This is a genomic window from Glaciecola sp. HTCC2999, from assembly GCF_000155775.1.
Taxonomy (GTDB): Bacteria; Pseudomonadota; Gammaproteobacteria; order Enterobacterales; family Alteromonadaceae; genus Opacimonas.
In genome coordinates, this window is record NZ_DS989812.1 from 332,404 (window position 1) to 346,422 (window position 14,019).

Consider the following 14,019-nt stretch of genomic DNA (forward strand, 5'->3'; position numbering starts at 1 on the left):
ATGTCTTTTATTGTAATCATTCCCGCTCGTTTTGGGTCAACTCGTTTTCCAGGTAAACCCTTGGCAGATATACATGGCAAACCGATGATCCAACACGTTGTAGAGCGCTCAATGGCGGCTCAAGCAGATGCCGTCTATGTGGCTACTGACGATGTCAGAATAGAATCAGTCGTAAATGATTTTGGAGCGAATGTCATCATGACATCACCGGATCATCAGTCAGGTACTGAACGTTTGGCTGAAGTCGTTGACATATTAAATGCCAGCGATGAAACCATTATTGTGAATGTTCAAGGTGATGAGCCGCACATTCCTGTCGATATTATTCGCCAAGTTGCTCAAAACTTAGCTCAGCACCCTGAAGCAGTGATGGCCACTTTAGCATGTGCAATTACCACTCCTGCTGAGTTGATGAATCCAAATGCGGTAAAAGTGGTGATGGATAAGCATGGTATGGCGATGTATTTTTCACGTGCGCCATTACCGTATGTAAGAGATGAGTTTATGGCTGGTACTGAAACAAAACCCGTGAGCGATATTCATTCACCACTGACACATTCTCATTATCGCCATATTGGGATATATGCTTATCGTGCTGGGTTTATTAAAGAGTACATGACATTAACTCCGAGCGATTTAGAACAGATAGAATCATTGGAGCAATTAAGAGTGTTGTATCATGGATATAAAATTCATGTGGCAGAGGCGTTGAGCACACCTCCACCGGGGATTGATACGCCAGAAGATTTAGCTAATATTCTAGCATCAGGGGTTTAATTACTCATCTTCAGATAAAACGCCCCAGATATCATGCTCATCGGCGTGAATAATTTCAGCCCAGACACGCTCTCCTGGGGCTACATCAAAGACCCCATTTAGATGCACAACTCCGTCAACTTCAGGAGCATCAGCGAAACAACGTCCGACTGCTCCTTCTGACGTCACTTCATCTATAACAACTTGATATTCTTTACCAATACGCGTTTGCAAACGCTGCGCACTGATTTGGCTTTGAACTGCCATAAACCGGGCTAATCGCTCTTCTTTGACATCTTCAGGAATATGATCAGGTAACGCATTTGCCGTCGCACCTTCAACAGGTGAATATTTAAAACATCCCGCTCGGTCAATTTGAGCCGCTTCTAAGAAAGCGAGTAACTCTTCAAATTCTGCTTCGGTTTCTCCAGGGAAGCCCACAATAAAAGTGGAACGAATAATTAATTCTGGACAAATTTCGCGCCATTTTTTGATTCTATCAATAGTACGATCGGCAGAGCCTGGACGCTTCATTAGACGTAGTATCCGTTTTGAAGCATGTTGGAAAGGAATATCCAAATAAGGCAACACCTTGCCTTGCGTCATTAATGGGATCAAATCATCTACATGAGGGTAAGGGTATACATAATGCAAACGAACCCACATATCAAGTGTTCCCAACTGTTCACATAATTGATTCATATGGGTTTTAACCGGCATTCCGTCCCAAAAATCAGTTTTATGTTTCACATCGACGCCATAGGCACTGGTGTCTTGAGAGATTACCAATAGTTCATTCACGCCTGCTGCTTTCAAACGTTTCGCTTCGTTGAGTACTTCACCGACTGGGCGAGAGACTAGATCCCCGCGCATTGATGGGATAATACAAAAAGTACATCGGTGGTTACAGCCTTCCGATATTTTTAAATAGGCGTAATGCTTAGGTGTCAATTTCACACCATGATCGGGTACTAAATTCAAATAAGGATTATGAGCAGGTTTAGGTAAGTGTTCATGGACTTGTTCTACGACAGACTCGTATGCATGAGGTCCTGTGATGGATAAGACATTCGGGTGTACTTCCCTAATTTCGTCTTCTTTAACCCCTAAACAGCCCGTGACAATGACTTTACCATTTTCAGCTAACGCTTCACCAATCGTATCTAGCGACTCTTCGACTGCAGAGTCAATAAATCCACAGGTATTAACGATAACTAACTCCGCATCATTATATGTGGACACAACATCATAACCTTCTGTACGCAACTGGGTGAGGATGCGTTCTGAATCTACCAAGTTTTTTGGACAACCCAAAGAAACAAAACCAATTTTCGCTGCGGTTGAATTTTGTGTACCGTGTTGAGCATCAATCACTTTCACTGGGGTTTCTAATGTGGTGGTTTGTTTAACCGACGATTTAGTCTTCGGTGTGTTATTTTGGTTGGGATCAAATTGTTCGACCGACATACATTTACTCTAAATAAACTCAATGTTGACATTATACAGTAAGGTTTTATGAAATTCAGAATCGTTTATTATACGTCCAAGTTTAACGCCATTATTAGTTAACACATTAAGATGAATAATGAACGGGTAATAACGACAAATGCTCATTCAGCCAGTATTCTAAATTGATTTTGTCAAGTACGATAATGGCACCATATGAAGTCGACACTAAGCCTATTTCAGTGAGTTTATGTAATGCTTTATGTAAGCTTAGTACTGTTACAGCAAGTAATTCAGCACAATCTTGTTGACGTAATTTAATGCTGTTGATTCCGTTTTGATGGCATCGTTTATATAGTAATTTCGCTAAGCGAACGTGCGTAGGTAAGCGTCTGTGATCATCCATTAACTCCAAGGCCGTATTGAGTTTAGCGGCCAGAGAAGTCAGTAAATAGGTATTAAATTCAGGCTCGTGTTGATGTAAATAATCAAATTTTTTACGGCAAAGGTGACTGATAATGACGTCATCTAATGCTTGAGAATGATGTGTACGTGGTTTATTAACAATAACGGTGACTTCACCAAAGCTATCTCCTCGAGATAAATATGACGCGAGTTGATACTTGCCATCGAGTCCATAGTTACCGACTTTCACGATACCAGATTGGATGACTTTGAGACCGGGCTCTTTATCACCGCGTTGATGGATTTGCTGACCTGCTTGATAAATCTTACGTTCACCATGTGCTTCACATAAGTCTAGCAGTCTATTGCTCATTTTTTGTAAATCGCTCATGTTAAAATGTTATAACAAATCGACCACAAAAGTATAGATCTATATTTTTTAGTTGTTACTTAGTCTTTATAATCTGAATCACTTAAAAATTGGAGATAAACATTGTGACTTTTCAATATGCGATTTTAGCTATTTTTGTGACGTTTGCATTGATAGAAGCAAAAAATGGTAAATTCTTTAGGAAAGAGAGTGAAGTCAAAAGCGATGGTTATGTAGAAATTATTGGTTCACTCATGCTGTTCATGTTTACCCAACCTTTAATTTTATTCACATCTGCTTTTTTAATGGGACAAGCCCTGCCGGAATATGCTGGCGTATTGGCGAATTCATCAATTGTTTTACATATTGCGTTGTTATTAATATTTGACGACATGATGCAATATTGGTGGCATCGTGCATCCCATAACAGCCGTTTTCTATATTTTTTACATCGTGCGCATCACAATGCAAAATATATGAGCGTTCGCATTGTGTATCGCAATAACTTTTTTTATTACTTGTTGATGCCTTCTATCTGGTTTTCAGGAGTACTTATTTATCTTGGGCTAGGCTGGTCTTATGCGGTGTATTTAGTATTTAAAATGCTGGTCATAATAGGAGCACATTCGGAATGGAAGTGGGATCGAGCTCTATACAGTACAAAAGCACTTGCACCATTAGCCTGGGTCGTCGAACGTACAATTTCAACCCCATCTACCCACAGCGCACATCATGGTTTAACGATGGAAGATGGCGTCACTCATTACAAAGGCAACTATGGTAATTTATTGTTTTTGTGGGATGTGTTATTTGGCACAGCTAAAATTACGCGTCGTTACCCAGATAAATATGGTATCGAAGGAATGAGAAAAGCAGAGTGGGCAGAACAATTATTTTGGCCACTGATCAAATCCAAGAAAAAACCCACTAAGATCACTGAATAATTTGCGTGAGGCCTGGTAAATTTTTACGTATAATCAGGTCTTATGAACAAACTTCCACTTCCCCTTCACTGTTATGACCATGCCGGACGTGTCATTCCTCCCAATTTATTTTGGTTTTCAGGTTTTTTCTTAATGAAAAGCTGGTTAATCTTTTTAGGTTCAATCACTATTCGTGGAAAAGAAAAAGAAATCCTGGAATTTTGGTTTCCAGTACATCAAGATTTATACGTGTCACTCATTTTAGGGTTACCGGCCTTATTAGCCATGCTCTTAGCCAGTTACCGCAATACATTATGGGACAAGGGCAAAATACGTTGGGTATATTGGATTGGGATCTTGATGTCGCTAGCAGTTATTGCACAACTCATTTATTCAATGAATCGTTTAGTGCAAGCACAATTTAATTATCACAACAGTCTAGCATTGAGTATATTCGGTATATCGTTAATAGGCGTATACATGCTTAGAAGTCAACATATTGAGCTTATGTTGAAGGATTGGTTGCGCTAACTATAGTGTAAATAATGGTGGGTAAGTATTATGTTTGTCGATGTTTTTTAATATCCATGTATAACGCTATTATCAACCAAATAACAACTACACTGATTAAAAATGTCGAGTTCTCTGCTAATTGCATTACTTCTTCACTTAATGTCGCCGTAGCAAATATTAACAGCAAATAGTAGGGTAGATTTAGGATCCCTGCTAAGCCAATGATCTTTCGACTTCGATTGGCCGCGCCTTGGTTGACCATGAAGAATGCTAAAGAGTTAATGTGGATCATAGCGATTAGCAAAGAGTTAAATTTTATAGGATCAGAAACGCGCTTATTTATTTCACTGGCACTTGTTCGTCGGCCAATTTCATAGTTAATGACGGAACCGATGGTGGCACCGAGCACCATTGCAATGGTCAATTTAAAGATATCACTTGGACCTGGACTCGCACCTATTACCATCAGAACCGCAAAAAATTGTCCGGGAAAGTAAAAGCCAACATAGACAATGGACTCTAATAATATAATCACTAGAATTAAGGTATAAAAATAATCACCAGCACTATCTCGTAATAAACTAAGTAGTTCTCCACCCGGAGGAATAATATGATAATTAACTAAAACTGCTAATAAAATAAGCGCGAGCAGAGCAGTGATAGGGAGCGAAGAATAATATTTCATGAGCTTGAATTTAGCTTACTTAAAGGCATTTTTACGTGCGATAAAGCGTTCAGATCAAATGTTCGTTGCAACTGAATAGAATTATGCACGTTGTTTCAGAAATTTATTAATTGCTTGCGCTACAGCGACAAACCCAAATGTACCTGTAACAGCAACACTGGCACCAAATCCAGTTTCACAATCCAATTTGACAGCACCTTCATCAGAGAGTTTTTGTTTTCCAACAGTACCATCTCCCTGGGGATAGCGCAGCTGCTCGGTAGAATAGATACATTCAATACCAAAACGACGTTTAGGGTTTTTACTGAAATTATACTGACGGCGCAATTCAGAGCGAAGTTTTGCCGCGAGTGGATCTTGAATCGTTTTGGCAAGATCGCCAGACGTCACCAAACGCGGATCTATTTGTCCACCCGCACCACCAATAGTAATGATATTAATTTTATTGCGTTTACAATATGCAATCATTGCGGCTTTAGCCGGAATACTATCGGTTGCATCTATCACTATATCCATGGACTGGGTAAGATATTGAGATACGTTATCAGCAATAACAAAATCCTCAATTTCATTAACGATACAATCAGGATTAATGAGTTTGATTCTGTGTGCCATAGCACTCACTTTAGCCTGACCGATGGTATCCTGCAGAGCATGAGCTTGACGGTTTGTATTAGTGATACAAATATCATCAATATCAATTAATGTGATCGTTCCGACACCACTACGTGCAAATCCTTCAGCCACCCAAGTACCCACACCGCCAACGCCGACAACCGTGAAATGTGCTTGTTCTAGGGAAGCTAAACCCTGCGTTTCATATAATCGCTCAATCCCACCAAAACGTTGTTTTTGCATAAATCATTCTAAATAATTAATTGTAATGTTCTTATTATTCACCGTTACTCGGCAAACAGTTTATGTTGTAATACTATTATATTGTTTCCAATGAGAGTTGTCATATTATGTCCCATACTGAACTAAATCCAAGCAATACAAATCCTGAAAACAAAACGTTAACAAAGATCAAGCAGATCGCTAAAGGTCAGGCTACGTCCGATGGTGCCGGTGTCGCCCTGACACGTATTATTGGTCAAGGTAGTGTAAAACGCATTGATCCATTTATTATGTTAGATGAATTTGGCTCGGATCAACCGCAAGACTATCTTGCTGGTTTTCCTTCCCATCCTCATCGTGGCTTTCAAACAGTTACTTATATGCTCCAAGGTAAAATGGGGCACGAAGATTCTGTAGGCAATCAAGGTCTCATTGAAGATGGCGGGCTACAGTGGATGAATGCTGGTAAAGGCATTATCCATTCGGAAATGCCAATGCAAACTAATGGTGTATTAAGAGGGTTCCAGTTATGGGTCAATCTACCTGCCTCTGAGAAAATGTCTCCTCCAGATTACCAAGATATTCCGAGCGGTCAAATTCCGGAGCATATCTTTACTGATGGTAAAGTGAGAGTATTAGCAGGTGAATTTAACGGATTAAAGGGGGCGGTGACGACCAGAGCTATCAATCCTCAATTCTTTGATATTCATTTCACGTCATCAACGTCTTTAACATTCGATACAAACAAAAAACACAACGGGTTTCTATTTGTTTATGAAGGCCAGATCAAAGTTGGTGAACAGATATTGATGAAAGGCGAGTTGGGTATTTTGGCATTTGAAGATCTTCTACTCATCCATGCTCAGTCAAATACACGCTTAATATTTGTGTCTGGCGAGCCAATTAACGAGCCAGTTGCTCAATATGGTCCATTTGTTATGAATACCCAAGCAGAAATAGAACAAGCGCTGCGGGATTATCGTGATGGCCGATTAACTCAATAATATGAACATGGGTAAAACGTGTTTTTCATTTTAACCGTTGTTGAATATTGCTCAAGCATCATTAAGTAAAGTGTAAAAAATTTATGAAACCTATTATTCTGGCGGGTGGTTCAGGTAGTCGTCTTTGGCCAAAGTCACGCGTTGCCATGCCCAAACAATTTTTATCTCTAACCTCTAGCGATTCTATGTTACAAGATACCGTTAAGCGTTTAGCTGGTTCAGGTACCTCAGACCCGCTAATTATCTGCAATGAAGCACATCGATTTTTGGTCGCAGAACAATTACGTCAACAAAACTTAGCATACTCGGGGATCTTGCTTGAACCAGTTAGCCGTAATACTGCACCTGCTATCGCTTTGGCTGCGCTCAAGGCCATTGAAAATGACGATGATCCTATATTACTTATTTTGCCCGCTGATCATTTCATTCAAGATCATGCAAAATTTCATATTGCACTTGAGCAGGCAAAACACTTAGCTCAACAAGATAAATTAGTCACATTTGGTATAACACCAGACATACCACATAGTGGTTATGGCTACATAAAAAGAGGCTCATCATTAACTGAGCATAGCCAAAATGTTGGATTTGAGATTTCTGAGTTCGTAGAAAAACCAGACTTGGTTACCGCCGAAGCTTATGTCTCTTCAGGTGATTACTTTTGGAATTCAGGGATATTCATGTTTAAGGCGAGCGTTTATTTACAATCACTTGCGCAATATGCCCCAACAATTTTATCTGTTTGCAAACAAGCATTATCAAGACAATCTCAAGATATGGATTTTACTCGAATTGATACCGATATATTTGCTAGCTGTCCTGATAATTCAATTGATTATGCGGTAATGGAACATACACAAGATGCAGTAGTGATCCCATTAAATACTCACTGGACAGATGTTGGTAGTTGGTCATCATTATGGGAAATAACGGAAAAAGACGCATTGGGGAATGCCTGTATAGGTGATGTGATGTTGCATAACACGACCAACAGTTATATTAATGCGGAAGGAAAGCTTGTGAGTGTGATTGGTCTTGATAATGTTGTGGTTGTAGAGACAAAAGATGCGGTGATGGTGGCAGACAAAGATAAAGTTCAAGATATTAAACACGTTGTCAATGCGCTCAAAGCACAAAGACGGTCTGAATATGTATTCCACCGTGAAGTATTTCGACCGTGGGGGAGTTATGATGCTATTGATAGTGGTGAACGATTCCAGGTAAAACGTATACGAGTTAAGCCTGGGGAAAAACTATCATTACAAATGCATCATCATCGCGCGGAACATTGGATTGTGGTGACAGGTACAGCCCAGGTTACCATTGGTGAACAGACCCAAATAATTTCTGAAAATGAATCTACTTACATCCCAATTGGAGCAGTTCATTGCTTAGAAAACCCTGGCAGTATCACATTAGAATTAATTGAAGTTCAATCAGGTAGTTACTTAGGTGAGGACGATATTGTCAGATTCTCGGATAGGTATGGTCGTTGTGATTGAATTTAATGTTTTAATATCATCATCATGTGCGTAAAAATAACTACTGAAGTTAATATTAAACGCATTTTTGTATAATGAATAACCATATCTTTAGGTAAAGAGAGGTAGTACTTATCATACATTAGTATGAGTAAATAGCTCACTGACAAAACAAATAGTGTGATTTTTTGATTAAATATTAATAATGCGACCCATCCAATAATGCTGGGTAACATTGCGACATAAACTTGATGACCATTTTTGGGCTCTGTTAACGCCTGATACCAATGCACTCCTCCAAAAAAAGATAAAATAATGGCTGAATATTGAACAAAGGCCATAGACGCTTGAACTGTATTGAGTATGGTTAACTCTAAAACAGTATGTATCATGAGTGAAATAAAAGGTATTAATCCAAGATAACCTAAAATTGTAGCTTGTTTGGGCATAATTTATTCCAATTAAAGTCTATGTTTGTTTTGACCAATAAAAAAAGCACCATAAGGTGCTTTTCCACAAATTTCAATCTAATTACTTTTGAATAGGTGTATATGGACGCTCTGTTTCACCTGTGTAAAGTTGACGAGGGCGACCAATTTTTTGACCTGGCTGACTCATCATCTCATGCCAATGTGAAATCCAACCAACTGTTCTTGCTAATGCAAAGATACAAGTAAACATATTAGTAGGAATACCAATTGCTTTTAATACAATACCTGAATAGAAATCAACGTTAGGGAAGAGTTTCTTCTCTGCAAAATACGGGTCAGAAAGTGCAATACGTTCTAATTCCATAGCGACGTCTAATAATGGATCGTCTAATTGCAATTCTTGTAACACCTCATGGCAACTTTCACGCATGACTTTTGCACGTGGATCAATGTTTTTGTAAACGCGATGTCCAAAACCCATTAAACGGAATGGGTCAGATTTATCTTTAGCTCGAGCGATAAATTCTGGAATACGATCAACGGTGCCAATTTCTTCAAGCATATTTAAACATGCTTCGTTAGCTCCACCGTGAGCAGGTCCCCACAATGAAGCAACACCTGCTGCGATACATGCATATGGGTTTGCGCCTGATGAACCTGCTAAACGCACAGTTGAAGTTGATGCATTTTGTTCGTGGTCTGCGTGGAGAATAAATATACGATCCATTGCACGCTCTACAGCAGCACTGATCTGATAATCTTCAGATGGAACAGAGAACATCATATTTAAGAAGTTACCCGCATAAGACAAGTCGTTTTTTGGATAAACAAATGGCTGACCTATACTGTATTTATACGCCATCGCGATAAGTGTCGGCATTTTAGCAATTAGACGATGTGCAGAACGAACACGTGCTTGTGGGTCAGAAACATCTAGATCACTGTGGTAGAAAGAAGATAACGCACCAACTGTTCCACACAACATTGCCATTGGGTGAGAGTCATTTCTGAATCCTTGGAAAAACATGTTTATTTGTTCATGAACCAAAGTGTGATTGGTAATGGTATTTTTGAATTCTGCATACTGTTCTGCTGTCGGCTGATCACCGTGTAACAACATATAACACACTTCTAAATAATCAGAATTTTGTGCTAATTCTCCGATGGGGAAACCGCGGTGTAATAAAACACCTTCTGCGCCATCAATGTAAGTGATTGAAGATTCACAAGAACCTGTGGCCATAAATCCTGGATCGTAAGTAAAATAACCAGTTGAGCCTAATGTGCGAACATCTATTACATCTTGTCCCGCTGTACCCTTTAGAATGGGAAGCTCGACTTCCTTATTATCAACCTTAAGAATGGCTTTATTATCCGCCATAAGTGTATCTCCTCATTTTTCATAGATGCAATTATATGCAATATGTAATTATTCGCATTTTAAAAACGGCCCATAGTGTGACTTATATTTACCTTACAAGTCAATATTTAAGACAATTCCGTTTGTGTTTTTAACTATAACTTTTATGTATGGTGTATCTATTTATCAATTATAAAGGGATGCACATAAAAAATTACTACTAATGTCTTAAATATCAACAAAGAATTGTAATTCTACTGCGTGCTATATATACTTCTCAGTGCTTTTTATATAGGGAGTTTTCACTATATTTTAAGTTACAAAATATTCACAAAAAATTAACAAAGTGAGTGTTTTTATGAAGCAGTTATGTGTGATTGTTTTCATAAGTAAAATTAGTTTACAGCAGAACAGTTATAACCCTACGAATGAGAAAATAGGCTAACGTATTGTGAAAAAGCAAAGACCAGTAAATTTGGATTTAAATACCATTAAATTCCCACCTTCTGCAATTTCGTCAATCTTACACCGAGTAACCGGCGTGGCGATGTTTTTTGCATTATTATTTGTGATTTGGGCTTGGGCGGTATCGCTTGGTTCAGAAGAAGGATTCAATAATGTGCAAATCATCATGGATGGTTTCTTAGGTAAATTTGTCGCAATTGGCACAGTATCAGCCTTAACTTATCATATCCTTGGCGGAATTCGTCATGGCATCATGGATATGGGCTACTGGGAAGAATTAGAATCAGGAAATACCAGCGCAAACGTTGTGATTGGTATTTGGGTAGTATTAACGGTTATTTTAGGGGTGGCATTGTGGTAACAAATCAAGCATCCATTAAACGTAATGGCATTCAGGATTGGGTATCATTACGTGCAACAGCATTGATTATTGCGCTGTATTCATTTTACCTAGCGTTTGTATTCATTACTACTGATATCAGTAGTTTTGCAATTTGGCAGGGTATATTTGCCAGTTTATTTATGAAAGTATTTACGTTTGCTGCATTAGTGTCAATTATGCTCCACGTGCGCATCGGTTTATGGCAAGTACTGACCGACTACATTAAACCAACAGGTTTACGTGCCGGTATTCAATATGTACTTAACTTAATCGCCTTTGCTTATGTAGCAGTGGGCTTGTTCGTATTGTGGGGAGTGTAATTTAATATGAGTATTCCAGTTCATGAGTTTGACGCAGTAGTGATTGGTGCAGGTGGTGCAGGTATGCGCGCCGCTTTACAAATCTCAGAATCAGGTAAAACCTGTGCGTTATTATCCAAAGTATTTCCAACCCGTTCTCACACAGTGTCTGCGCAAGGTGGTATTACCGTAGCCTTAGGTAATTCGCACGAAGATAATTGGGAATGGCATATGTATGACACCGTTAAAGGTTCTGATTATATCGGTGACCAAGACGCGATTGAGTACATGTGTAAAACTGGCCCAGAAGCCATTATTGAAATGGAAAATATGGGTTTACCTTTCTCTCGTACAGAAGAAGGTAAAGTTTATCAGCGTCCTTTCGGTGGTCAATCTAAGAATTTTGGCGGTGAGCAAGCTGCTCGAACTGCCGCTGCTGCTGACCGTACGGGTCATGCACTATTACATTTGCTTTATCAGCAAAACGTAAAAAACAAAACAAAAGTGTTTTCAGAGTGGTATGCACTTGATTTAGTGAAAAACCAAGACGGCGATGTAGTGGGTTGTACTGCAATCGATATCGAGTCTGGTGAGGTCGTTTACTTTAAATCTAAAGCGGTAGTTTTAGCTACTGGTGGTGCTGGACGTATTTACGCTTCTACTACTAACGCACACATTAATACTGGTGACGGTGTTGGTATGGCGTTACGTGCAGGCGTACCATTACAAGATATGGAAATGTGGCAATTCCACCCAACTGGCATCGCTGGTGCAGGTACACTGGTAACTGAAGGTTGCCGTGGTGAAGGTGGTTACCTATTGAACAAAGATGGCGAACGTTTCATGGAACGTTATGCTCCTAACGCTAAAGACTTAGCGGGTCGTGACGTTGTTGCTCGTTCAATGATGACTGAAATCCGTGAAGGCCGAGGTTGTGATGGTCCTTGGGGTCCTCATATTAAGTTGAAACTTGATCACTTAGGTAAAGAAGTACTTGAATCACGTTTACCTGGTATTCTTGAATTATCGAGAACCTTTGCCCACGTTGATCCGGTCAAAGAACCTATCCCAGTTATTCCAACATGTCACTATATGATGGGTGGTATTCCGACGAACGTTGATGGTCAGGTCATTACAATTGACGCGAATGGTACTGAATCTAAAGTGAATGGTTTATTTGCTTGTGGTGAGATTGCTTGTGTATCTGTACATGGTGCAAACCGCTTAGGTGGTAACTCATTACTTGATTTAGTAGTATTTGGTCGTGCAACAGGTTTACATTTAGGTGATAAACTAAGTGAAACTGATTCTGCGCGTGAAGCGTCTTCTGATGATGTTGATGCAGCGTTAGCTCGTTTCAATCGTTGGGAAAATAGCGCAGTAGGTAAGGGCGAAGATCCTGTCCAAATTAAGAAAGACATGCAAACATGCATGCAATTAAACTTCTCGGTATTCCGTGAAGGTGACTCAATGGCCGAAGGTCTAAAAGAGTTAGCAGAAATCCGTGAACGTCTCCAGAATGCAAGACTGGATGACAAGTCGTCTGACTTTAACACTCAACGTATTGAATGTTTAGAATTAGATAACTTAATGGAAACCGCGTACAGCACTGCAGTTGCAGCGAACTTCAGAACAGAAAGTCGTGGTGCTCACAGCCGCTTCGATTTCCCAGAGCGTGATGATGATAACTGGTTATGCCACAGCATCTATCTGCCTGAGTCTGAATCTATGCTTAAACGTGACGTTAATATGACGCCTAATCTGCGTGAAGCATTCCCGCCGAAAGCACGTACATATTAAGGAGAGACTATAATGCAACTTAATTTTTCTATATATCGCTACAACCCTGATATTGATGATGCTCCGCGTATGCAAGAGTACTCGTTAGAGGTTGAAGAAGGCCAGGACATGATGGTGCTTGATGCATTGATTGCCTTGAAAGAGACAGATCCTACATTATCTTTCCGTCGTTCATGTCGTGAAGGAGTATGTGGTTCAGATGGTATGAACATGAATGGTAAAAATGGCCTAGCATGTATCACACCATTATCAGCACTAGGCAAAGGTAAAATTGTGGTTCGTCCATTACCTGGCTTACCTGTTGTGCGTGATTTAGTCGTTGATATGACGCAATTCTATACTCAATATGAGAAGATCAAGCCATTCTTAATTAACGATGACAAACAGCCACCATCACGTGAGCACATTCAAATGCCTGAAGAACGTGCGAAGCTGGATGGTTTATATGAGTGTATTTTATGTGCATGTTGTTCAACTTCATGCCCATCATTCTGGTGGAATCCTGATAAATTTATCGGTCCTGCTGGTTTGTTACACGCGTATCGTTTCTTAATTGATAGTCGTGATACTGCGACTGATGAGCGTTTAAATGACTTAGACGATGCATTTAGTGTATTCCGTTGTCACGGGATCATGAATTGTGTCAGTGTATGTCCAAAAGGTTTAAACCCGACCAAAGCAATCGGTCAGATTAAATCGATGCTCTTACAACGAGCTGTTTAGTTGTTTTAGGCGAGGGAACTCGCCTATGAATTGAATACTAAATAGCTGTCTTGTATAAGACGGCTATTTTTTTGAGTAAATACACAATGAGTTCAATGATGAACTCATACTATTAATACTGTTATAACAGGGCACAATA

The 14,019-nt window shown here is 39.5% G+C and carries 15 protein-coding genes; 9 read left to right on the forward strand and 6 right to left on the reverse strand.

The genetic code is table 11. The features are described 5' to 3' along the window. Entirely contained in the window at positions 1-777 is a 777-nt protein-coding gene (gene kdsB, locus G2999_RS07795; protein WP_010180425.1) for a 3-deoxy-manno-octulosonate cytidylyltransferase, read from the forward strand. On the opposite strand, the gene rimO is transcribed toward kdsB, so the two are convergent. Both rimO and G2999_RS07805 read right to left on the reverse strand, forming a co-directional pair. Next, positions 778-2,223: a 30S ribosomal protein S12 methylthiotransferase RimO gene (gene rimO / locus G2999_RS07800; RefSeq protein WP_010180427.1), complete on the reverse strand. Its 1,446-nt coding sequence runs from the start codon at positions 2,221-2,223 to the stop codon at positions 778-780. A gap of 106 nt (positions 2,224-2,329) precedes the next feature. Then, entirely contained in the window at positions 2,330-2,980 is a 651-nt protein-coding gene (locus G2999_RS07805; RefSeq protein ID WP_198006096.1) for a Crp/Fnr family transcriptional regulator, read from the reverse strand. A 122-nt stretch (positions 2,981-3,102) separates the two neighbouring features. Here G2999_RS07805 and G2999_RS07810 point away from each other — a divergent pair, with 122 nt between their 5' ends. Continuing rightward, on the forward strand, positions 3,103-3,921 hold the full coding sequence (locus G2999_RS07810) for a sterol desaturase family protein (protein WP_010180432.1): 819 nt from the start codon (positions 3,103-3,105) through the stop codon (positions 3,919-3,921). Positions 3,922-3,963: 42 nt separating this feature from the next. After that, positions 3,964-4,431 (forward strand): DUF2919 family protein, encoded by a 468-nt coding sequence (locus tag G2999_RS07815; protein ID WP_083781694.1) that lies wholly within the window; start codon positions 3,964-3,966, stop codon positions 4,429-4,431. A 28-nt stretch (positions 4,432-4,459) separates the two neighbouring features. On the opposite strand, the gene G2999_RS07820 is transcribed toward G2999_RS07815, so the two are convergent. Together G2999_RS07820 and tcdA are read right to left on the reverse strand one after the other, a co-directional pair. Then, entirely contained in the window at positions 4,460-5,098 is a 639-nt protein-coding gene (locus G2999_RS07820) for a hypothetical protein (RefSeq protein WP_010180436.1), read from the reverse strand. Positions 5,099-5,179: 81 nt separating this feature from the next. Beyond that, a complete protein-coding gene (gene tcdA, locus G2999_RS07830) occupies positions 5,180-5,956 on the reverse strand; it encodes a tRNA cyclic N6-threonylcarbamoyladenosine(37) synthase TcdA (RefSeq protein WP_010180437.1) in 777 nt (258 codons plus the stop codon). A gap of 107 nt (positions 5,957-6,063) precedes the next feature. On the opposite strand from tcdA, the gene G2999_RS07835 reads away from it, so the two are divergent. Together G2999_RS07835 and G2999_RS07840 are read left to right on the forward strand one after the other, a co-directional pair. Continuing rightward, positions 6,064-6,939, forward strand: a complete 876-nt coding sequence (locus G2999_RS07835) for a pirin family protein (RefSeq protein WP_010180439.1) — start codon at positions 6,064-6,066, stop codon at positions 6,937-6,939. A gap of 83 nt (positions 6,940-7,022) precedes the next feature. Beyond that, positions 7,023-8,441, forward strand: a complete 1,419-nt coding sequence (locus G2999_RS07840) for a mannose-1-phosphate guanylyltransferase/mannose-6-phosphate isomerase (protein WP_010180441.1) — start codon at positions 7,023-7,025, stop codon at positions 8,439-8,441. Positions 8,442-8,443: 2 nt separating this feature from the next. Here G2999_RS07840 and G2999_RS07845 read toward each other — a convergent pair whose 3' ends face one another. Both G2999_RS07845 and G2999_RS07850 read right to left on the reverse strand, forming a co-directional pair. Then, positions 8,444-8,869: a DUF3429 domain-containing protein gene (locus G2999_RS07845; RefSeq protein ID WP_010180443.1), complete on the reverse strand. Its 426-nt coding sequence runs from the start codon at positions 8,867-8,869 to the stop codon at positions 8,444-8,446. 82 nt (positions 8,870-8,951) lie between these two features. Next, complete coding sequence (locus G2999_RS07850; RefSeq protein WP_010180445.1) at positions 8,952-10,232, reverse strand: citrate synthase; 1,281 nt, start codon at positions 10,230-10,232, stop codon at positions 8,952-8,954. A 430-nt stretch (positions 10,233-10,662) separates the two neighbouring features. On the opposite strand from G2999_RS07850, the gene sdhC reads away from it, so the two are divergent. Genes sdhC through G2999_RS07870 form a run of 4 tightly spaced genes read left to right on the forward strand, consistent with a single transcriptional unit; the run spans position 10,663 to position 13,880 of the window. Continuing rightward, a complete protein-coding gene (gene sdhC, locus G2999_RS07855) occupies positions 10,663-11,037 on the forward strand; it encodes a succinate dehydrogenase, cytochrome b556 subunit (RefSeq protein WP_010180447.1) in 375 nt (124 codons plus the stop codon). Then, positions 11,031-11,378, forward strand: a complete 348-nt coding sequence (gene sdhD / locus G2999_RS07860) for a succinate dehydrogenase, hydrophobic membrane anchor protein (RefSeq protein WP_010180449.1) — start codon at positions 11,031-11,033, stop codon at positions 11,376-11,378. Before sdhC ends, sdhD begins: the two co-directional genes overlap by 7 nt. A gap of 6 nt (positions 11,379-11,384) precedes the next feature. Further along, a complete protein-coding gene (gene sdhA / locus G2999_RS07865; RefSeq protein ID WP_010180451.1) occupies positions 11,385-13,157 on the forward strand; it encodes a succinate dehydrogenase flavoprotein subunit in 1,773 nt (590 codons plus the stop codon). A 12-nt stretch (positions 13,158-13,169) separates the two neighbouring features. Further along, positions 13,170-13,880 carry a succinate dehydrogenase iron-sulfur subunit gene (locus tag G2999_RS07870; RefSeq protein ID WP_010180453.1) on the forward strand — a complete coding sequence of 237 codons (711 nt, stop codon included), beginning with the start codon at positions 13,170-13,172 and terminating at the stop codon, positions 13,878-13,880. Positions 13,881-14,019: the final 139 nt, after the last annotated feature.